Genomic DNA, 22,007 nt, shown 5'->3' with positions numbered 1-22,007 from the left:
CTCATCTCGACCGGCCGCCCGGCATCTCCAGCGAAGCACCTTCAGAGCCGACATGATCCGTCTCTTCGCCATTGCCGGCTACGTCTATCAAAGCCTCCTTGCGATCGTCCTGATCTTCGCGATCAGTCATCTGCTACCCGCCGCCGACTACACCAACTTCTCGCTCGCGCTGGCGTCAAGCCAGCTGCTCTGCGTGCTGATGTTCGAATGGTTGCAACTGGCCGGCCTGCGCTTCCTGGCGGCGGCCGGGGAAGCCGAGGCGGCGCGGTTGCGCACATCGCTGTTCGCCGCTGGATTCTTCAGCGCGATCGCGCTCGTTGCCGTCGGAAGCAGCGCTTCTCTGATCAGTGCGCTCGCGCCAGGCGTTGTTGCGGTTGGACTTGGAGTTGCGGTGCTTCAGGGCGCCACCGATTTGTATTTCCTGGCCGTTCGCCTCTCCGACCGGCTCGGCACGGCATCGATCCTCATGGCGGTGCGGGCGACTGCCCTGCTCGCCGGGGCGGTCACCGGCGCGCTCGTCGCGGGGACGGCACAGGCCACGCTGCTGGGAATCGCCGCCGGCCATGCGGCCGTCCTGCTCGTCGGCGTGATCGCTCATCGCGCGCCGTTGCAGGCCGTGTCGCTTCGGACCATGCTGGCACACTGGGCCGAATTCTGCCGGTACGGCATGCTCGCCGCGGGCGCTTCCGTCATTCATCTGTCGGTGCCGGTGATGCTCCGCTTCATCGTGATCAGCCGGCTGGGCGCGACCGGCGCCGGCGCCGGCTTCTCGATCGCGCTCGATCTGCTGCAACGCCCATTCTGGGTTCTCAACGCGGCGATCCATACAGTCAGCTATCCAGACGTGGTTCGGGATTTCGAACACGGCAGCGACGCAAAGGCACGTCGATCGACCGGGCAGATGTTCGACTTCATGATCTGCGCGACCATCGTGCTACTCGGAGGGCTGATCGGCTTCATACCGGACGCAGGCCGCATCCTGCTGCCGCAACCAAGCCTGGACGGCTTTCTGGCGACCGCACCGATCGTCGCCCTGTTCTGTTTCCTGCACACCCACCTACAAGCGACGCTCGCGGTGGTTCCGCATCTGGAGAAACTCGCGCCACGGCTTGTTGCCGTCGCCGCGGGACAACTTGTTATTGTTGTGACAGGTTCGGCAATTGCAAGCGCCACGGGCGTTTCGCCGACCGGCACAGTCGCCTGCGCGTCGGCCGTAACCGCTCTCGCGATCCTGCTTGCGCTCGGTCCGACCATCAGGTTCCACGCCATCTTGCGCTGGGGGCTCACCATCGAGGCGGCCGTGGCAGGCATCCTGATCGGTTCACTCGCCGTCCTGCCCTCGCTCCCGCCCGCCTGGCTTGCAGGCAAACTCGCTCTCGCCGCGACCGCAACCGCGCTGGTCGCCTGGCGGGGCGATTTCCTGATGCTGGCCCGACGCGATTGACGATGGTCGACGCTCTCTGACTTGCGCACGCGACCGTGCGGTTCCGTCGACGGAACCGTCATCCCCGATCGTGCAGATGCGGTGCGCCACGATTGCACGGCAGCGTTCGACAAATCGGCACCGCTGTGAACGCCGCACGACAGCAGCACACCCGTTTCTTGCCTGGCTGCCCGATCAATACAACTATGACTTGTATTGAAATATGGCGCCCGTTTGAACGACGGCGTCGTCGAGAGAGAAGAATCGATGGGAGAGAAGAATCGATCTACTGAACACGAAGATCTCGGCTGAGAATTTCTCCAGCCGACTCTTGGCAATTCGTCTATCCGTGGAATTGCGGAAGCGCATTCGCGGCAAACACCGAATCGCAAATGATTCGCACAATGTTTGCGCGTGCATCACCCGCATGTCGCGAAATCCCGATAGGACTCTCGCAAGCGCAGCCGTTGCTCGGATCAATTCGCACGCAACGTGCGCAGATTTTCGGCAAACCGAAGAAGTTTTCGAAAGCGCCTTCGTCGCGCCATCGTGCTTCTGCATGAAGCGAGTCATCGCGCGACGACGAAGGGTGAGCAGTTTCCACGGAGGAACTTCGACACCCGCCTCGCTTGCTTCGATTTTTATCTGAAATTCATACGCAACGTAGAAGGTTCACCACTAAGCCAGCGGACAATTGCGTTCGCCCTCCAACTCGAGTGTGCAATGTCGACATCGACCGACCAGACCGTTCTCTCCGCAAACGGCTTCATCAACTCCATCGGCGTCAACACTCATGCAGGCTTCGGGTGGGGCGGTTACAACGACCTCGCGCTGATGACCGACGATCTGGAGTATCTCGGCGTCACGCACCTGCGTGACGCGATGGCGACGAGTCCGGCGGCACAACCCGTCGTCGACGGCCTGGCGGCCGCCGGCTACAAGTTCGACTTCATCGTGTCGTCCGCGCTGCCCTCCTCGGGCAGCACCGGACTGCAGAATTACCTGGTATCGCTGGACAAGTTCGTCGCGAGCCATCCGGGCAGCATCACCGCCATCGAAGGGCTCAACGAAGCCAATCACCAGCCGTTCTCCTACAACGGCAGTTCGAGCCTCACCGCGGCCGCCGAGTTCCAGAACGCGCTTTATCAGGCCGTGAAGGCTGACGGCTCCTTGTCCGGCGTCGCCGTCTACAACCTCTCGCTCGCATACAACGATCCGGCGGGGTACAGCCAGCTTGGCGACATGTCTGGTTCGACCGACTACACCAACGCCCATGCCTATGTCAGCACCGGCAGCAATCCGGAAAGCTCAATTGCGGCAACGCTAAGCGCGGTGGAGTCGGCTGCGCCCGACAAGCCCGTGGTGATTACCGAGACCGGCTACACCACCCAGGCCAACACGCAGTATCTCGGCGTCGATCAGACCGTGCAGGCGAAATCCATCCTCAACACCCTGGTCGATGCCTACAAGGCCGGCGTGTCCTCGACATATCTCTACGAGTTGCTCGACCAGAACTCGAGCACGAGCGACACCAATCCAGAAGACAAGTTCGGCCTGTTCAATTCCGACGGGACCCCGAAGCTGGCGGCGACCGCCATCCACAATTTGACGACGATCCTCGCCGACGACGGCACCGGCGGCCATCAGCCGACTGCTGCGCTGAACTATTCGCTGAGCAACATGCCGGCCACCGGCGAGAGCATGGTGCTCGGCAAGAGCAACGGCACCTACGATCTGGTGGTATGGGCTGAGCCACAACTCTGGAACGGCTCGACCGATACCGAGATCTCGAACCCGACGCAGACCGTCACGGTCAACCTCGGCAGCGTGCACCACTCGGTCAAGGTCTACGACACGCTGACCGGAACCACGGCCATCGCGACCTATACCGACGTCAGCACCATCACCATTCCGGTCAGCGACCATCCCATCATCATCGAGATCGATGCACCTGACACCACCCCGGTGACGACGCCGAGCCCGACCGAGGTCAGCGGCACCGCCGCGGGGATCGTGGCGCAGCTTTCGGATCTCAACGACTCAAGCACACTGAAGTCCATCACGCTCACGGATACCCACATCCTGCCGGTCGCCTCAGCGTCGACGATGAACTACATCATCTCGCACTACGGCAAGGCGCTGGCGACGATCCAGGGTGGCTATTCCTTCTCGGTGACCAATACCGCCTCCAACTGGACGACTACCCTCACCTACGGCTCGACCGGAAATCTGCTCTCGACGGCGAACACAGGCCTGAACAGCAGCGGCCAGCCGATCACGACCAACATCACCTATACCGACGGCTCCAAGGACACCATCGGCTATTCCGCGGGGGTGAAGACCACCTTCATCCACGTTGCCGCTGATGGAACCCGGACCACCGACACTTATAATGCCAGCGGCGGCGTCACCAGCGAAGTCGTGCAGACGCCGAGCGGCGGCTACTCCACCACGCTCTACACCAATGGTGTGAAGACCCAAGCCTATGTCAAGAACGCCGACGGCAGCCAGGACAACACCACCTACAATATCACCGGCCAGAGCTACACGACGCAGGTCCAGCACGTCGACCCGAGTGGCAAGGTCACCTCCGTGACCCGCACCCATGCCGACGGCTCGCTCGCCTCCACACAGGTCTACAACAGCGACGGCGGCAGCGTCATCACCACCTACAGCGCCACGGGCGTCAAGCAGGTTGAAACCGACTATCACGCCGACGGTTCCAAGGACGTCTATACCTCCAACATCACCGCTCAGACCTACACGACCGAGCATGACATCTACGACGCGACCGGCTTTCTCACCACGATAGCGCGCCGGCATGCCGACGGCAGCCTCGCCTTCAAGCTGGTCCAGACCGAGAGCGGCACCAAGACCACCGACTGGTACGACGCCAAGGGCGTACTGACCAGCGAGGTCGTGCAGATGGCCAATGGCTACAACTCCACGACGGTCTACACCAGCGGCGTGAAGACGGCGGCCTACATCCACAATGCCGACGGCAGCCAGGACAATTACAGTTACAACATCACCGGCCAGAGCTATACCACGCTGCATCAGCACGTCGATGCGTCCGGAAAGGTCACGGCCGTAACCCGCACCCATGCCGACGGCTCGCTCGACTACACCCAGGTCATCAATCCTGACGGCAGCAGCGCGGTCGCATATTACAACGCGACCGGCGTCAAGATGTCGGAGACCGACTATCACGCCGGCGGCTCGAAGGACGTCTACACCTACAACATCACCGGCCAAGCCTATACGACCGAGCACGACATCTACGACGCGACCGGCTTCCTCACCGAACTGGTGCGCCGCCATGCCGACGGCAGCCTCGCCTTCAAACTGGTGCAGACGACCGACGGCACCAAGACCACCGACTGGTATGACGCCACGGGCAATCTCACCAGCGAAGTGGTGCAGATGGCGAACGGCTACAACTCCACGACGGTTTACACCAACGGTGTGAAGACCGCGGCCTACATCCACAATGCCGACGGCAGCCAGGACAATTACAGCTACAACGTTACCGGCCAGAGCTACACCACGCAGCATCAGCACATCGATGCATCGGGCAAGGTGACCGCCGTGGAACGGACCCATGCCGACGGTTCGCTCGACTACACCCAGGTCATCAATCCGGACGGCAGCAGCGTTGTCGTCAACTACAACGCGTCAGGTGTGAAAACCACCGAGACCGACTACCACGCCGACGGTTCGAGGGACGTCTTCCTCTTCAACATCAGCGGGCAGACCTACACGACCGAGGAGGACAGCTACGACGCGACCGGCTTCCTCACCACGCTGGTCCGCAGCCACGCCGACGGCAGCCCCGCCTTCAAGCTGGCGCAGACGATCGACGGCACCAAGACCACAGACTGGTACGATGCCACGGGCAATCTCACCAGCGAGACGCTGCAGAAGGCGAACGGCTACAGCTCGACGACGCTCTACAGCGCCGGCCTGATGATGAGCGCCTTCATCACCAATGCCGACCAAACCCAGGACAATTACAGCTACCACATCACCGGCCAGACCTACACCACGCAGCACCAGCATCTCGATGCGACCGGCAAAGTCACCGAAGTGGACCGCGAGCATGCCGACGGCTCGCTCGACTACACGCAAGTCGTCAATACCGACGGCAGCAGTGTCGTTACCAACTACAATGCGACCGGCGTCAAGACGACTGAGACCGACTACCATGCCGACGGTTCGCGGGATGTCTTCCTCACCAACATCACCGGCCAGACCTACACCAGCGAGCACGACAGCTACGACACGACCGGGTTCCTCGACAGCATCGTGCGCACCCATGCCGACGGCAGCCTCGCCTTCCAGCTGGTGCAGACCAGCGACGGCACCAAGACCACCGACCAATACAGCGCAACCGGCACCATCACCAGCGAGGTGGTGCAGAAAGCGGACGGCTACGATTCGACGACGACATACACCAGCGGCGTGAAGACCGCGGCCTTTATCCACAACGCCGACGGCACCCAGGACAATTACAGCTTCAACATCACCGGCCAGTCCTACACCACACAGCATCAGCATCTCAACGCAGCCGGCACTCTCACGGAAATCGACCGGACCCATGCCGACGGCACGCTCGACTACATGCAGGTCATCAACAGTGACGGCAGCAAGGTCACCGACAACTACGACGGCATCGGCAACAAGACCCAGGAGACCGACAACAACGCCGACGGTTCGAAGGATGTCTTCTTGTTCAATTTCAACGGCCAGTCGGGCGTAACCCAGCACGAGAACTACAATGCGTCGAATCAGCTGCAGTACTTCGATGATGTGAATGCCAGCGGCGTACACACCGTCACCGCCGTGGCCGCCGGACTCACGTTGGAGGGCGGCAACGGCAACGACACCTTCTCAACGGCACCGGGAACCACCACCGTGCTGTTCGATCACGGCCATGACCAGGTGCTCAACTTCCACGCCGGCGACGCCACCAACCACGACACGGTCGAGATCTCCAAGGCGCTGGTCGCCGACTACAGCCACCTGCAGATCGCGCAATCCGGCACCGACGTGATGGTCACGATCTCGGCCAGCGATTCGATCCTGCTGAAGAACACCACCGTCGCCAGCCTCACCAGCCACGACTTCCTCTTCGTCTGAACACGGCAAATTGTTGGCGACAGTGAATCAACATTGCGGATGATCGGGAACGGCACAGCCGCGCCCCGATCATCCGGTCAAACATTAGGCGCTTGCCTCGTTGAGAGGCGCAAACAGCGCGATAAACATTCTTTATTTCGCGCGCATTGACCCATAGCGTCGTGCGGACGATCGGGTCCGCAGCCCCGCGCCGTTGGCGTCTCACCGTCATTTGCGCTACGCCGACCGCGGCCCGCGCACTTGTGTCACAATCCATCTCTAAAGAATAACGTCCGCCGCCAGAGACTTGATGCCCGACATGAAAGCCAGTGAGCCAAGACGATTCGTCGTCCTCGATTTCTACCGGTTCGTCGCCGCACTCGGCGTCTTCATCTTTCACCTGAAGAACATCGACCAGGGCATCTCGCCGGCCTGGAACGGCTCCTACGGCCTGTTCGTAGACATGTTCTTCATCCTGTCCGGCTTCGTGATCTCCTACTCCTATCCGGCGACGTCGACCGGTATCCGCGCCTACGGCCGCTTCATGGTCCGCCGCATCGCGCGGATCTATCCGCTGCATCTGCTCACGCTGCTGGCGTTCGCGGGCCTGGTGGCGTTCGGGATCGCCGGCCCGACGGCGCATTCGGGTCTCGCCGACTTCCTCTACAATCTGTTCCTGGTCCAGGCTTGGGGCGTCACCGACCATTTGAGCTTCAACACGCCGGCATGGTCGATCAGTGCCGAACTGTTCTGCTATTTGCTGTTCCCGCTGCTGATGCTGCTCGCGGCCTCGGTCCGCCCAATCGTGCTCGCGATCATCGTGGCTGCCGCTTACGGAATCCTGGCCCATGCCTGGCTGCCGATCTGGGCGGAGCGCTCGCAGATGTATGGCGCCAATTTCGACTACGGCATGCTGCGCGCCCTGCCGAGCTTCCTGAACGGCATCCTGCTCACGGTCCTGTTCAAGCTGTCCGGCCCCTACCGCAGCAAGCCGGTTGCGATCGCCGGTATCGCGCTGTTCCTGCTCTCCGTGCTGATCCTCAATGTCTTCGCCAAGCCGGATCTCGCGATCATCCTGTTCTCGCTCGCCATCCTGTTTACCGCGGTCGGCGAAAGCGCATTCAAGCGGTTTCCAGGATCGGCCTGGCTCGGCCGCCTCGGCAACACCTCTTACGCCATCTACATGCTGCACGAATTGCTGCTCATTCTGCTGTTCAAGCCGGCCTGGAGCTATCTCGGCCTGCAACCGGGTGCATTTCCGCTGTTCGCGCTCGGCTGCTGCGTCGTCCTCACGACCGCAGCCGACATCACCTACGTCTATGTCGAGAACCCGGCACGCAAGCTGATCAACCGTCTTGCGCCCGCCAAGCGCGTCGACGTCAAGACCTCAGGCGAACTCCGTCCCGGCAGCGGTAAGGTTCTCGATCTCGCCGAGCGCGGACAGACCGCAAGCGCGCGCTAGATGGCGGCCTCTCCGCTTTCCTCAGGTGGCGGAGCGCCTGATCCGGCTCATGACCTGATGCCACACCTGCAGGACCGCGGGCCGCGCCACGACGAAGACGAACGCGAGATAGACGATCGCGCCGAGCGCCGTGAGCATCGCAAGCCGCAGCCAGGGCGACAGCGGCGGCAACGCCAGCGACACCGTGACGACCGCGGCCGCCATCACGGCGGAGCCTGTCAATGCCGGCATCAAGGCGGCAGCATATCGCCGCACCGGGAACGCCAGGATGCGGATCGAGGCGCCGGCCGACAACGGATACAGCAGCAGCGCCCGGACCACATAGCCCACCGCGATGGCGATCAGTCCGAACGGCGCAGCGATGAAGAAGATCGCAATGTTCGACACTGCATAGATGAAGGTCAGCCAAGTCTGCCAGTGCGGCTTGCCGAACGCCAGGATCACCGAGTGGTTGTAGAGCCCGATGGTGGTCAGAAATCCCGTCACCGACATGATCGACAGCAGCGGCGCCGCTTCCAGCCATTTGGCGCCGAAGAACGCCTGGATCAGGTCGGGCGACAGCGCGGCGATGCCCGCGAAGATCGGCGCCGTCAGCAGCGAGGTGTACATCACGAAGTCGAGCAGCGTGGCGCCCGATGCCTCGCGGTCGTGCTGCAGGCCTGCGATGGTGGAGAAGAACACCCGGTTCAGCGCCGTACCGATCACGGTGCTGACGGCATTCACGAGCCGCTTGGCGAGGCTATAGAGTCCAGCTCCCGCCGCGCCGGTGTACCAGGTGACGAAGATCAGGTCGGAATTGGAGTTGGCGAAATTGGTGACCCCCGTCAACGCCACATACCGCGCATAGCTCAGCAGGTCGTAGGCGGTCTTCCGGCTGAAGCTGAAGCCCGGACGCCACGGCGTCAGCGACCAGAGGCTGACCAGCGATGTCAGCGACGTCGTGACCAGCTGGCCGACCAGCGCAAGCACGCCGTATCCCTGGCTTGCCAGGGCGATGCCAACAGCACCGCCGATCGAGATCGAGAGCATCGAGCGCATCGCCAGCGAGCGGAACAGCTGGTTGCGCGTCAGCCAGGCCTCATGCGTGCGCGACAGGCCCTGCACCGCGACCACGACGCTAAAGCCCTTCAGGACGAGCGACAGGTCCTGCAGCCCGGAATATCGTTCCAGCGCGTTGCTCGAGGCGAACAACAATGCGGCCGCCAGCAGCGAGAGGGCTGCGATCAGCCAGAACGAGGCGCTGTAGTCCTCATCCCTTGGCTGTGCGCGGGCCTGTACCGCCACCGCGATACTTTCGATCAGCACGGAGCGGCAGAAATCCAGCGCCAGCGCACCGGTCGCCACAATGCCGAGAATCTGCGGCGACAGCAGCCGCGCCATGATGACGTAGATGGCGAGGGTCAGCGCCTGCCCGACGGCGGAGTCGATCGTGGACCAGATCACGCCCGAGACGATCGAGCGCGGCTTGAAGGGAATCTGCCGGTTCAATGTCGAACTTGCCGGAAATTTCGGGACACAGGCGGCCTCAAACTCTCAACTGCAGCGCGCAGATACGACGAACGGTCGCCTTGCTTCAACGCGCGAATGACACTATCCGTACCTTAGCATCTGGGATTCAACACCGCATGAACTTTCGACACGACTTCCGAAAATTGATCAGGAAGCTCGGCTATGACTATTCGTATCGGCTTCCATATCCGCATGTCGAATTGTTCTACTGGGAGCCTGATGACGGTACGATAAATTTCGGCGATTTCCTCTCCGCCGTGGTGGTCGATCAATGCCTTCGGCAATTCGGTTACACCCGCGCGGACGAAGCCGCGCGCAGCGCGCGCATGCTCTCGATCGGATCGATCCTGCACTACGCGCGCAACGGAGACGTTATCTGGGGCTCCGGACTGAACGGCCGCGCCGGCCAGGAGGACCTGCATCCCTCGGTCAACCATCTCGACGTGCGCTCGGTCCGCGGTCCGCGCACCCGGGAGATTCTACGCCGCCGCGGACTCTCCGTGCCCGACGTGTTCGGCGATCCGGCGCTGCTGATGCCTCATCTGTTTCCCGGCCGCTTCCAACTTCGTCCGAAGACGCCGTGGGCGTTCGTGCCCAATCTACATGACATCCGCATGTTCGATCCGAACGCCGCGAACATCATCTCGCCGCTCGGGTCGTGGAATCGCCGCATCGAGGCCATCCTCGAAGCGGAGTTCGTGCTGGCGAGCTCGCTGCACGGAATCATCATCGCCGAGGCATATGGCATCCCCGCGCGCTACGTCAGGCTGAGCAACGCCGAAGCCGAATTCAAGTATCGCGACTACTACGAAGGGACCGGACGCTTCGCCGTCGAGTTCGCATCGAGCATCGAACAAGGCAAAGAGATGGGCGGCGTTGCTCGCCCGGATTTTAATCACCAGACCCTGATCGATTCATTTCCCGTCGATCTCTGGAGCAGAAGCTGACACGAACCTGACAGGTTGGAACGTATCCGAACTAAGTCCATTGTTTTGAACAAAACTTGGCCATTTGCTTCTCATCTCATCGCTTGCGCCTCTGTAATTTGTCGCGAGCGCAATTGATTGACGCCATTCAAATGACACGTAGCGGCGCATAGTCGTCACTGCGGACTCGCGATGATCTGCATTTCGAAGGACCCTTGATCAGTCGCAACTTGTTTGAGGCGTACGACGCATATGTTGAATCGATACTGTGTGAGTGGATTGACCGCTCGATTTTCAGACAGCGCTTGAACACTCCGTCATTTTACTTTCGGAGAATCCGATCTTGACCGAACTCAACATGCGTTTCTCCGAGGACGAACAGTCCCGGAATATGCGGAAGGGCGCTCTCGCTGCGGTCGCCACCCAACTCGTGCGCGTCGGGACGCAGGCTGGCTCGGTCATCATGCTCTCGCGCCTGCTGACGCCCAGCGACTTCGGCACCTACGCGATGGCCTCGCCGGTGCTTGCCTTTGCGGTGCTATTTCAGGATCTGGGCCTGGGGCACGCAACGGTGCAGAAGGACGAGCTGACCCAGAGCGACCTGAGCTCGCTGTTCTGGATCAATCTTTCGGTCGGTGCGCTGCTGGCGCTCACCCAGGTGCTGCTGTCGCCGTTGATCGCCATGTTCTACGGCGATCCCAATCTCGCGGCGCTGACGTCGGGCATGAGTCTCACGCTGCTGCTCAGCGGCGCAGACGTGCAGCATTTGTCGCTGCTGACGCGGCAGATGAGATTCTGGACGCTGGCAGGCCTGGAATCCGCGGCCGCGCTGGCCGGACTTCTGACGTCGATCGTGACGGCGTTCGTCTATCACAGCTACTGGGCGATCCTCGCCGGCAGCCTGGCATCCGGCGTGGTGCTCGCAGCTGGCGCGTGGTTGAGCTCGGGATGGCTACCGTCGAGACCCGGCTCGATCAAGGGCGCACGCGACATGCTGAATTTCGGCATGGGCGTGACCGGCTTCAACTTTGCGGAATTTCTCTCCCGCAACACGGATGGCGTGCTGATCGGCAAAGTCTGGGGCGCAGCGTCGCTCGGCGCCTACAACCGCGCCTACCGACTATTGCTGCTTCCGCTGCAGCAGGTCACCAATCCGATGGTTCGGATCATGCTCCCGACGCTGTCGAACCTTCTGCAGGAACCCGAGCGTTACCGGGACGCGTTCCGCCGCGCGGTGTTGCCGGCTTTCCTCATCGTGCTGCCGGGCGTTGCGTTCATGATCGCATCAGCGGACACACTCGTCGAAACCTTGCTCGGTCCGCAGTGGACGGAGGTGACGCCGATCTTCATCGGCCTGAGCGTCGCCGGCCTGCTGCAGACCACCAACAGTCCCGCCAACTGGCTGTTCCTCAGTCAGGGCCGCACCAGGGAATACATGCGCTGGGGCTTCTTCGGCGCCTCCACGTCGGTTCTCGCCTTCGTCTGCGGGCTGCCGTTCGGCCCGATCGGCGTCGCGACCGCATATTCGATCAGCGAGTGTGTTCGCACGCCGATCCTGTGGTGGCTGGTCGGACGAAGCGGCCCGGTGCGTCATCCTGACGTCATGAAAGTGGTCGGGCCACATCTGACCGGCGCAATTGCCTCGGTGGCGGCCGCCTATCTGCTGCATTGCTGGCTGCTGGCACAATCGGTCGACGCCCTGCCCGACCTCGTCGCCTGCTTCTGCACGTCCTACGCGGTGTCCTTCCTGATCGTTTCGCTGTTCCCGGTCAGCCGCGGCGAGATCCGGCGGTACGTGCCAGGTTTCATCGGCAGGTGATGCGATCAGCGCGAGCCTGAATTCGGCCGTGTTCGGTGTTTATTTCTGCGAGTAGCCAGTCTTGGCGACCTGCAGATCGGACCGTTGCTGGGGTCGCAGTACGTCAACAGAACGATCGTCCAGAGCAACCAGTGCACGGAACCAGGGCAGTTCACGCGAAACGACGTCTACGGATCGCAATCTATGCGCCGCATTTTTCCGAGTATTCGTATCGGCTCGCCGCCGGATTGGCGCGCCACTGCGACGTCCGCCTGGTGCTCAACCGCAAGGACGCGAACCAGCAATGGGAATTATCCGCGATTGCGGCGCCGGCGGTGTTCGATACCCGGATCCGCGATCTCAGCTTGCGCCGCTTCGGCGCGATTGGCCTGCCGAACTCCTTCCGGGACGTGATCGCCTTTCGACCCGACATCGTGCATTGCCACGAATGTCCCGAATACTATACCGCCGCACTCATGGACCTGCTGCGCGTCTCCGATATTCCGCAGGTTCTTACGGTCCACGACGCCATTCCGCATACGGAGGGCGGTTCGGGCACGAACTCGAGCGAGGAGCGGCTACGCACCAGGATGCGCGCCGCCGCGGTACATGTCACATTGCACGGCGAGAGCTGCATCGCGGATTTCCGCCGCGCTTCACCTGACTTCAGGGGCGGCATCACCTCCTCCATGCACGGCGTGCTGATGGTGCCGCCGGCCAATGCCACGCCGGTCGAGCCGATCGCCGGACGGGTCCTCTTCTTCGGCCGCATGTGGGCCTACAAGGGGCTCGACGTCTTCCTCGACGCCGTTGACCTGCTGGCCAAACGCGGCGTGCAGCACCGCGCCGTCGTCGCCGGCCGCGGGCCCGAAATGACACGGCTCGGCGCACGCATGGGCGCGATGCCGACGATCGAGGCCATCAATGCCTATATCTCGCCCGCGGACACCAGCACGCTGTTCCAATCCGCCGCGGTTGTCGCCCTGCCCTACAAGGATGCTACGCAAAGCGGCGTGCTCGCCTCTGCATTCGGCAACCGGCGCCCGGTCGTCGCGAGCGCAACCGGCGGCATTCCCGACGTCGTCACCGACGGGGTCAACGGCCTGCTGGTGCCGCCCGGCGACGCCACGGCGCTCGCGGATGCGCTGGAGCGCGTTCTCACCTCGACGTCGCTCGCGGCAACGCTTGGCGACGGCGCGCGGCAGACGGCGACGGGATCACTGAACTGGGATCATATCGCGGACCATCTGGTTTCGACCTATCGAAGGCTCGCCGGGGTCGCGGCCTGAGCACCACGGCCGCGCCGCGCGTGGTCACACGGAATGCTCGACCTTGCCGAGCGGACGAAACAGCCAGCCGCGAAAGGCGTTATCCAGCCACCGCCGTAGCCGCACCTCGATCAGCTCATAGCTGATCGCGCTTGCCGCCAGCGACATGACCAGCCCCAGCAAGATGAAGGCCGACCACAGCAGCCATCGGTCGACGCCGATCGCAACGAGCTTCAGCCCGATCACCTGCAGCGGAAAAAGCACGAAGGGATGCACGAGATAGAGGCTGTAGCTGATCTTGCCGACATATTGCAGCGCCGGCGTGCCCAGCGCGTTGCCGATGCCCGAGCCGCGCGCCAGCACCATGCCGAACAGCAGGAAACCCGGGAGCAGGCCGACGAACGGATGGAACAGCACCAGACTAGCATACATCGCCGCGCCGCAGATCAGGCCTAAAACGAGGCCGGTACGCCCGGGGATATTGATCCGGAAGTCGACCGCGCTGAACAGCATGCCGATGCAGAAGAACGCCGTGATCGGCCAGTGCAACACGCAGGCAAGCCCGAGCAGGACCAGCGGCGCCGCCAGCAGCCTGCCGCCGACCTGCAGAGCCGCAAAGCTGAGCGCAAACCAGATGTAGAACGCCCACTCATAGGTCAGCGTCCAGGCATTCTGCTGGGCGATCGGCAACCCGAGTGCATCCTGCACAAAGAACAGGTTGGCAAAGAATATGCCGAGATAGCTGCCGACGTCGATGCCGCGAAAGAACTTGTAGCCGATGATCGGCCCGATCACGAACAGCGCCAGATGCAGTACGACGAAGACCGGCATGATGCGCAACACCCGGTCGAAGAAGAATTTTGGCAGCGAGCCGTGCCGCACCAGGCTGGCCGGGATCAGGAACCCGCTGATCATGAAGAACAGCTCGACGCCGTGTCCGCCGACGTTGATGACGGATTGCAGCCATGGCCACAGCGGCGGCAGGAAGCCCGGGTTCGGGATGTCGTACACGCCGCCCTTCGGCATGTCGTAGAAATGGTCCATCAGCACGCTGAGCGCGGCGATGCCACGGAGTCCCTGCACCGACGGCACGAACGATCCAACGTCCCTCGCGCCCGGCGGAACCGCGACCGTCGTCACTCGGCGGCGCCCTGACTGCTCAAAGCCGGTTCAAGCACCACCGGTCGTCCGCGCTGCGATCGGAACCGATGGCCGAAGGCGACGCAGGGCTTTTCCACAAACGTGTACGTCACCCAGCTCGTCAGGATCGAAGCCGCGACGATCACGGCCACGAACAGCGCCCAGCCCAGCGGCCCCTCGCCGACGCTCATTCCGTGATGGACCCAGACGATGACGAATGGCGACATCAGGTAGACCGAGTAGCTGATCACACCGACGAAGGCCATCGGGCGCCACGCCATCCGCTCGCCGAACGACGCGAACAGGACGAACAGCAGGCCGGCAAGAATGTAGGCGGAACCGATCGAATAGCTGTAGAAGAAGTTCTCGTGATAGACGCCGCCGAACCGCTTGTACGACAGCGTGGCCGCGAAGATGCAGTACAGCAGCATGCAGCCGGCGACGTGCTGCCAGCGCAGCTTTCCGCCGATCACGGTGTCGCGGACGACCTTGCCGAGGAACATCGCGGTCAGATTCAGCGCGACCTCCATCAGCGACCAAAGCAGCCGATTCTCGATCGCGATTGCGCCGATGGTGCAGACCAGCGACGCCGCAACGACGATGTAGACCGCGGTCAGGGGCCGCTTCAACAACCCCATCGCGAACAGCGCGGTACAGCCGACATAGAAGATGAGCTCGATGGCCAGCGTCCAGTAGATGATCCAGAGGTTCGGCACGTTCACGAAGGTCTGGAACATCGTCACGTTCACGAGAATCTGCGACAGCGGATAGGTCTTACCGTCGAGCAGCGGCATCGTGACCAGCCCGATCAGGATCGACGTCCAGTAGGCCGGGTAGAGGCGGAAGAACCGGCTGATCGTGAAGTCGCGGATCGGCGTCGCGCTGTCGGGAAAACTGAACGGGATGACGAAGCCGCTGACGAAGAAGAACAGCACGACCCCGAAGCGGCCGAAATTGATGTAATACCCGATGGCATCGTGAAAGGCCCAGTAATACTCGCCCGTCGGGTGGTTCTGCACAATCACCTCGAGCGCGTGCTGCAGCAGGACCGCCATCACGGCAATGCCACGCAGCGTATCGATGAATGCAAGCCGTTTATGCATCGCGTCGTCCCCTTGTTCGGCCTAGCGCGCGGGCCTGGGCAATTCGCCGCCGAAATCGCTCAAGCCCGACTGCGCCCCAAATGCCTGGACCCGGCGCGGGCGGCCCGCTGCGACGGCATCGACAACGCGCGCGGACGATGCCGCCCGCCGCGAGAATACCTCGCTGAAGCTCAGCGCGATGACCAGAAGGCCGGTCGCGGGGCCGTAGTTGAGAACCGTGATCGTGAAGAGGTTGACCACGAAAATCAGCGACAGTTTGTAGACATCGGTGACCGCGAAGGTCGCTCGGATCACCATCAGCATGAATACGACGAAAGGAAGTCCGAACATCAGGTAGGTCCCGATGTAGAAATTATCGACCGGCACCCAGTAGGACGCGAGCGGCGAGAACAGCTTCTGCGGATAGTTGAAGCAGCCCGCGCCGCATCCGGTCAGGAGCCCGACCGGCATCAGCTGGCTCATATAGACGAACGGCAGCTGCCAGCTGTTGTTGATGCGGTCCAGAATGCTGAACATCGTGGTCCGCGGAACTGCCACGGTGCCCGATGCCGCCAGAATCAGGAAGAAGGGCACCAGGATCGAGAGGAACGACCACAGCGCAATTTTCTTGATCGCTGGAAAGCGCGATCGCTCCGGCAGCATGCGCACGAACACCAGCAGGATCAGGTAGAGCGCGAGCACGATCATCGTGGTCTTGCTCGTGGTCAGCTTGATCGCGTAGAGGGCGATCGCCCCGAAGAACAGGCACCAACGGGTGCTCTTGCGGATCGAGGTCAGCGTGAACGAAATGAGGGTAAAGAACGCCGCCATGGTGTTATCAGCTGCAAAACCCATCAGCCGCTGGTCGTCGCCGCCATAAGCCCACCACAACCTGCCCGCCTCACGTGTTGCTCCGAACGATTCATACTTGAAGCCGATCCAGGGCATCGGGAAGTACTTGGTCAGGAAGATCCCGATAACAGACAGATAAAAGGTCACGGCAACAACCGAGAGCAGCTTCTTGTAGGTGCCAAGGTTCGCATCGCAGAAGCAGAATCCGACGAACACCGGAAGCATCATCTTGAACGACGAGATTGCGGCATTGGCCGTACCGAGCATGAAGTACCCAAGCACGACCGAGAGCGCGATCTGGATCAGCACCAGCGTCGCCAGGACGCTGCGGTTCCGTATGATGCAATGGGTGATGAACTGAACGAGGCACAGCATCGCGATGCCGTCGGGGACGTACCACAATGCGTCGAGGTGCGTGATGCTGGTGTAATAGCGCATCGCGCCGCCGAACGCGTCGCGAACCAGATAGACTGCGAGCGCGATCGCCTCGATGTTGAGGCTGATCGGCCCTGCTGGTTGACGCTGGGCGATGGCTGTCACGTTTCCCACCTCAATTCGACGGCCGCGCGGACGCCGCCGGCGACGCGGAGAATTCGACCCGGCGGCTGCGGAACAGCTGCCTGACGAACTTGCCGCCGGGAACTTCCACGTAGAGGTAAGTGTAGTTCGACACGACGAGCACGGCCGCAAGCGAGATCACGAGGTTCAGCGTCGCGGGCAGCCCCGCATAGATCGAATCGAGCGCGTTGATCGACCGTGCGCCGACGGCGCGCACGAAATATTCGGCGAACAGCACCACCAGCGCGTGAACCATGTAGACCGAATAGGAGCGGCGTCCGAGCCAGACCAGCGGCCTTGCCACGAGCATCCGCGGGACCAGCGCCGCGTCTGGGAACGCCAGCAGCGACCCGAGGAAGATCGCGAAGGTCAGCGGCGCGATGAAACTGACCGCCGGGTAAGCTTCGACCAGCGCCACCACGACGACGCTCGCGATCATCGCGGCGAACTGCAGGGCCCCCTGCAGGGCCGGGCTGATTTTGCGCGGCAGCCCATCGACCACCTTCACCGTGAGAACACCGAGGAAGAAGCTGGTGAAGCAGCGCAGGATTCCGAAATCGGTCTGCAGGCCGAGGCTCTTCTTCTGCAGCACAAACACGATCACGAGCCAGCTTCCGGCCACCAGCAGCGCCGCGCCGAGATAAAGCCATCGCGGCGAACGCAACCGCTGCGCGAACAGCACCACGAGGCCGAACACCAGATAGGTGTAGAATTCGACGCTGATGCTCCAGCTCGGCGCATTCCAGCTCAGATAATCGATGAAGCCCATCGAGTGCAGCAGGAACAGGTTGAGCACGAACGAATAGGCGTTGTTGACCTCGAATGCCGCCGGCACCGCCACGACAAGGCCGGCCGTCACCAGGCCGATGCGCAGCAGGCGGAACAGCAGACTGGCGAACAGCATGACGACGTGCAGCGGATAGACACGCGCCAGCCGCCGCACCATGAAATCGCGCAGCGAGAACTGCCCGAACTCCCCCTGCAAGCTCAACGACATCACGATGCCGCTGAGCACAAAGAACAGATCGACCAACAGCCACGCGCTGCGGAAGAACGACCAGTTGATCCACGCATTGTGCGGAAACGCCGCAAGGAACGTCGGCATCAGGATGAGGTGATGAATCACCACCGAGATCGCGGCGATCCCTCGAATGCTGTCAAGCGCCAGGACATGGGTTTTCTCACGATGAACCGGCTGCGTCACAACAACATTCCCGACGGTTTCTGCATTTGCCACGGTCTCGCATGGGCCTGCCCCGCCCTTTCGGCGCCGCAGCGCGGTACGCCTATGTGATGCATTGCTAGAAGCGGCAATTTGATGACGCGGCGTCATTTGTTTGGTGACGCACCGATTTGCCGGCCGCGATCGCGAATCGTCTGATCGAAAATTGGACGATGCGCTTGGGAAAGTGGCGACGAATTGCCGATAAGGTTGGCAGATCGCTTTCAACGGAACTCGTCTCGGTCAAATTGCGACCGATGTCGCTTGTACGATTGCGGCAAAGCAGCGGCACTCCGACACAACTTCGTTGCATGCTCTTCACATTCGCAGCGACCAATGATCGACTCTAACAACAGTACACGAATCGCGGAATGCGATCACCGCGCGCTGTGCTGCTCGTATTTTACGCATTGATAGATTGACCGCTGCAATCGTCGGGCAAGAGCTGAGTGTCTCGAATCGACACCACGCGTCAGTCTTTCGTCACGATGGCGTCATACTCAGCACGATGGCGCCACACTCGGCATCGGCTCGCGTGGTCGGCACCAGTTCATCGCCAGCCGCATCGCGCCGGATGCGCATGCTGCTCAATTTTTCGACTTCACACGATGACAGATAACGCAAGGCCGAGGCGATCGGGTTTTCAGACGCTCTGGTTGGTTTTCAGATGCGCTGGTTGCAAGATTCTGAGAGATGCTATTGCGCCGCACAAAAATTGACACAGTTGCCCGTCAACGTTGTGAAACTACCACTGACGTTGGGAAACCTGAATGAGCGAGACGCCGATGATGCAACGCTTGAGATACGCCGGAGCGGACCGACGGCTCGCGTTGCTCGTGATCTGCGTGGCGCTGTTCGGCCTGACGATCGGTCCGAGCCGTGCGCAATGCGTCGACTTCTCCGAGCGGGCGGCCAAGCTCGATCTCGATACGTTCGCCAAAACCCCGATCCTCCTGCTAGAAAGCGCGAGCAACGACAAGGACAAGTTGAAGAACCGGCTTGCTGGCTATCTGGTCACCAATCCGGATTTGCTGCCCCCCGTGCGAACGTTGATTGCGGAGGCGACGTCTGACGAACGATCGGCGATCGGCGCGGCGCTGCGAATTGCAGAGATGCGATGCACGACGACGAAGCCCAGCGCGGCACGCAAGCTCGCCGCATTCGCACAGCGAATCGACGACCTTGCCGTAGCGAAGGGATATTACACCGCCGGCGAGGATCAGTCGCCTCAGCTCGCAAAGCCGGGCGACAACAAAAAAGCCCCCGCCGGCGACGGCTTGATGTCGGGACAGTGGAGAACCGAGATCGCCGACCCGTTCAAGCCGATACCGATCCCGAAATAGCCAGCGAATGCAGTGAAAATTTGCAAATGTACCAGCCGAGAGAGCAGTTCCATCCCAGCCATAAATTCGCCATCGAGATTGGCGGAGCAGTCCTGAGCGCCGAGCGCGTGCTCGACGTGCTGCGCCGCCAATGGCCTCTGATCGCTTCGGTGCTCGGGGGCGTGATGACGCTCGTGCTCCTCTATCTGATGCTGGCAAAGCCGATGTATACGGCGAATGGCCGTATCCTGATTGACACCAAGCAGGCCCAGGTCCTCGACAAGGACAGCGGCACCACCACCGCACTGATCGACACGGGATTTGTCGATAGCCAAGTCGAAATCATCAACTCCGACGATTTGATCCTGTCGGTCGTTCGCCGCCTGAAGTTGACCGACGATCCCGAATTCAACGGGTCCAACCCCGGTCCGATTGCATTCGTCACAGGCAAGGTGGCTGCGTTGTTCAGCTCCGGTGACGTACCGTCACAAGAACGACAAGAACGAATCGAACATGCGGCCGTGGAACTCGTCCAGAAGAACCTCAGGGTCGAGCGGCTCCTCACCACCTACGTGTTGTCGCTCAGCTACCGGTCAGTCGATCCGGGCAAGGCCAGGCAGATCGTCAACGCGATCACGAACGCCTATATCCTGGGCGCGCTTGATGCCAAGTACGAGGCGACCAAACGAGCCACCGAATGGCTCCAGCAACGCAGCGAGGAGCTTCGCGCCCAGGCAACATCCAGCGATCAGGCGGTACAGTCGTTCAAGGCTAAAAACAACATCGTGGGTACGAGCCGTGGCCTGATGACCGAGCAACAGCTTTCGGACGTCAATACCCAGCTCATTCAAGCTCGCGCGGCCACGGCCGAGGCCAAGGCCCGTCTGGACCGCATCGACGCGGTCCAGGACAAGGACCTGGTTCAGCCGACCGTGACGGATGCCCTCAGCAACACCGTCATCACCCGCCTCCGCGCCCAGTATCTTGATCTGGCAGCCCAGTATGCGGATTGGTCGGTCCGCTACGGCAAGACGCACCAGGCGTCGATCAACCTCGCGAACAAGATGGAGGAGCTGAGGAAGGCAATCGCCGACGAGGTTCGCCGCATCGCAGACGCCTACCGGAGCGACTATGAGATCGCCAAAAGCCGCGAGGCCTCCCTCGACCAGAGCGTGAAGGGCATGGTCGCCCAAGCCGACAATACCGGGCAGGCGCAGGTCAAGCTGCGCGATCTCGAAAGCGCGGCCGACACCTATCGGAACCTCTACAACAACTTCCTCGAGAAACTGCAGAACGCCACACAGAACCAGAGCTTCCCGATCAGCGAGGCGCGCATCATCAGCACCGCGGTCAAGCCTTACGAGAAGAGCTCGCCAAAGACGCTCCTGGCGCTTGTCGGAGGCTTGGTGGGCGGGCTCTGTCTCGGCTTCGGCGCGGCCTTCGCCCGCGAACTGCTGAGCGACGTCATGCGCACCCCGAGCGAAGTCGAGGATGAAATCGGCGTGAAATGCCTCGGCGTTCTTCCCGATATCCGCCGGGCGAAACTGACCCAGAGGGCACGCGCGGTGCTGCCATCCGAGGGATCACCCGGCAAGAACAGAGCGGGAGCGGAGCTCTCCAGGCACGTTATCGATCATCCGTTCTCGCGCTTTGCAGAGACCCTTCGTAATATCAAGGTATCGATCGACGTCGCGCGGCTGACCCGCGACGTGAAGGTGATCGGCATCGTGTCGTCGCTGCCGAAGGAAGGAAAGACCACGGTCGCGGCCAATTTCGGTCACCTGACCGCGCTGACGGGACACCGCACGCTGCTGATCGACGGCGACCTTCATACGCGTTCGCTCACGCGCGACCTCGCACCTGATGCCAAGACCGGACTCGTCGAGGCGCTGCAAGACCCGCATTCGTTCGGCTATCAGATCCAGCGCAGCAAGGAGACCGGTCTCGACTTCCTGCCGTCGATCTACCTGACCCGCATGGTCAACTCGGCCGACATCATGGCGTCCAAGGCCATGGCCGAGCTGCTCGCGGTGGTACGGCAGAACTACGAATATATCATCATCGATCTGGCGCCCGTGATGCCGGTCGCCGATTCCAAGGCGATGAGCCATCTTGTGGATGCAATGGTCTATGTCATCGAATGGGGCAAGACGACGCGCAGTGCGCTTCACGAATCCGTATCGAGTTCGGAAGCCATCCAGAAGAAGCTCCTGGGTGCGGTGCTGAACCGCGCCGATCCGAACATGCTTAAGCGCATCGAGGCGTACAAGGGCTCACACTATAACAGCTATTACGTCGAGGGAGCTTGAGGGGGGACAGCGCGCCTC

General features: G+C 61.8%; 14 protein-coding genes. 8 read left to right on the top strand and 6 right to left on the bottom strand.

Annotated elements, in window-relative coordinates:
- Window position 1 precedes the first annotated feature (1 nt).
- A complete protein-coding gene (locus tag UP09_RS38730) occupies window positions 2-130 on the bottom strand; it encodes a hypothetical protein (RefSeq protein WP_283805993.1) in 129 nt (42 codons plus the stop codon).
- Between the two features lie 69 nt (window positions 131-199).
- On the opposite strand from UP09_RS38730, the gene UP09_RS07385 reads away from it, so the two are divergent.
- The 3 genes from UP09_RS07385 to UP09_RS07375 all read left to right on the top strand — a co-directional run bounded on the left by UP09_RS07385 (window position 200) and on the right by UP09_RS07375 (window position 8,003).
- Window positions 200-1,444: a hypothetical protein gene (locus tag UP09_RS07385; RefSeq protein ID WP_349643908.1), complete on the top strand. Its 1,245-nt coding sequence runs from the start codon at window positions 200-202 to the stop codon at window positions 1,442-1,444.
- Between the two features lie 702 nt (window positions 1,445-2,146).
- Entirely contained in the window at window positions 2,147-6,562 is a 4,416-nt protein-coding gene (locus UP09_RS07380; RefSeq protein ID WP_044537399.1) for a hypothetical protein, read from the top strand.
- 289 nt (window positions 6,563-6,851) lie between these two features.
- Entirely contained in the window at window positions 6,852-8,003 is a 1,152-nt protein-coding gene (locus UP09_RS07375) for an acyltransferase family protein (protein WP_245301783.1), read from the top strand.
- Between the two features lie 21 nt (window positions 8,004-8,024).
- Here UP09_RS07375 and UP09_RS07370 read toward each other — a convergent pair whose 3' ends face one another.
- Entirely contained in the window at window positions 8,025-9,491 is a 1,467-nt protein-coding gene (locus UP09_RS07370; RefSeq protein WP_052832995.1) for a lipopolysaccharide biosynthesis protein, read from the bottom strand.
- A 137-nt stretch (window positions 9,492-9,628) separates the two neighbouring features.
- On the opposite strand from UP09_RS07370, the gene UP09_RS07365 reads away from it, so the two are divergent.
- The 3 genes from UP09_RS07365 to UP09_RS07355 all read left to right on the top strand — a co-directional run bounded on the left by UP09_RS07365 (window position 9,629) and on the right by UP09_RS07355 (window position 13,525).
- Window positions 9,629-10,459 carry a polysaccharide pyruvyl transferase family protein gene (locus tag UP09_RS07365; RefSeq protein WP_052832994.1) on the top strand — a complete coding sequence of 277 codons (831 nt, stop codon included), beginning with the start codon at window positions 9,629-9,631 and terminating at the stop codon, window positions 10,457-10,459.
- A 322-nt stretch (window positions 10,460-10,781) separates the two neighbouring features.
- Window positions 10,782-12,257, top strand: a complete 1,476-nt coding sequence (locus tag UP09_RS07360; protein WP_082070021.1) for a lipopolysaccharide biosynthesis protein — start codon at window positions 10,782-10,784, stop codon at window positions 12,255-12,257.
- Between the two features lie 131 nt (window positions 12,258-12,388).
- Window positions 12,389-13,525 carry a glycosyltransferase family 4 protein gene (locus UP09_RS07355; RefSeq protein WP_044537398.1) on the top strand — a complete coding sequence of 379 codons (1,137 nt, stop codon included), beginning with the start codon at window positions 12,389-12,391 and terminating at the stop codon, window positions 13,523-13,525.
- Window positions 13,526-13,549: 24 nt separating this feature from the next.
- On the opposite strand, the gene UP09_RS07350 is transcribed toward UP09_RS07355, so the two are convergent.
- From UP09_RS07350 to UP09_RS07335, 4 genes are read right to left on the bottom strand one after another with little or no spacing between them, the layout of a single operon-like run.
- Window positions 13,550-14,644 carry an acyltransferase family protein gene (locus tag UP09_RS07350; protein WP_044537397.1) on the bottom strand — a complete coding sequence of 365 codons (1,095 nt, stop codon included), beginning with the start codon at window positions 14,642-14,644 and terminating at the stop codon, window positions 13,550-13,552.
- Window positions 14,641-15,747, bottom strand: a complete 1,107-nt coding sequence (locus UP09_RS07345) for an acyltransferase family protein (protein WP_044537396.1) — start codon at window positions 15,745-15,747, stop codon at window positions 14,641-14,643. Before UP09_RS07345 ends, UP09_RS07350 begins: the two co-directional genes overlap by 4 nt.
- A gap of 21 nt (window positions 15,748-15,768) precedes the next feature.
- Window positions 15,769-17,118 (bottom strand): hypothetical protein, encoded by a 1,350-nt coding sequence (locus UP09_RS07340; protein ID WP_044537434.1) that lies wholly within the window; start codon window positions 17,116-17,118, stop codon window positions 15,769-15,771.
- 10 nt (window positions 17,119-17,128) lie between these two features.
- The gene (locus UP09_RS07335) at window positions 17,129-18,340 is read right to left on the bottom strand and encodes an acyltransferase family protein (RefSeq protein ID WP_044537395.1); all 1,212 of its coding nucleotides are present in this window, start codon (window positions 18,338-18,340) and stop codon (window positions 17,129-17,131) included.
- A gap of 788 nt (window positions 18,341-19,128) precedes the next feature.
- On the opposite strand from UP09_RS07335, the gene UP09_RS38065 reads away from it, so the two are divergent.
- Window positions 19,129-19,701, top strand: a complete 573-nt coding sequence (locus tag UP09_RS38065) for a hypothetical protein (RefSeq protein ID WP_044537393.1) — start codon at window positions 19,129-19,131, stop codon at window positions 19,699-19,701.
- Between the two features lie 26 nt (window positions 19,702-19,727).
- Window positions 19,728-21,989: a GNVR domain-containing protein gene (locus tag UP09_RS07320; protein WP_044537392.1), complete on the top strand. Its 2,262-nt coding sequence runs from the start codon at window positions 19,728-19,730 to the stop codon at window positions 21,987-21,989.
- Window positions 21,990-22,007: the final 18 nt, after the last annotated feature.

Origin of the sequence: Bradyrhizobium sp. LTSP885, from assembly GCF_000938305.1 — a bacterium.
Taxonomy (GTDB): Bacteria; Pseudomonadota; Alphaproteobacteria; order Rhizobiales; family Xanthobacteraceae; genus Bradyrhizobium.
This window is presented reverse-complemented; position numbering and strand designations above follow the sequence as displayed.

Bases quoted from the DNA above. Each gene is read 5' to 3' on its own strand.
- UP09_RS38730 (WP_283805993.1), bottom strand. From the start codon at position 130: ATGACTGATCGCGAAGATCAGGACGATCGCAAGGAGGCTTTGATAGAC.
- UP09_RS07385 (WP_349643908.1), top strand. From the start codon at position 200: ATGTTCGAATGGTTGCAACTGGCCGGCCTGCGCTTCCTGGCGGCGGCC.
- UP09_RS07380 (WP_044537399.1), top strand. From the start codon at position 2,147: ATGTCGACATCGACCGACCAGACCGTTCTCTCCGCAAACGGCTTCATC.
- UP09_RS07375 (WP_245301783.1), top strand. From the start codon at position 6,852: ATGCCCGACATGAAAGCCAGTGAGCCAAGACGATTCGTCGTCCTCGAT.
- UP09_RS07365 (WP_052832994.1), top strand. From the start codon at position 9,629: ATGAACTTTCGACACGACTTCCGAAAATTGATCAGGAAGCTCGGCTAT.
- UP09_RS07345 (WP_044537396.1), bottom strand. From the start codon at position 15,747: ATGCATAAACGGCTTGCATTCATCGATACGCTGCGTGGCATTGCCGTG.
- UP09_RS38065 (WP_044537393.1), top strand. From the start codon at position 19,129: ATGAGCGAGACGCCGATGATGCAACGCTTGAGATACGCCGGAGCGGAC.
- UP09_RS07320 (WP_044537392.1), top strand. From the start codon at position 19,728: ATGTACCAGCCGAGAGAGCAGTTCCATCCCAGCCATAAATTCGCCATC.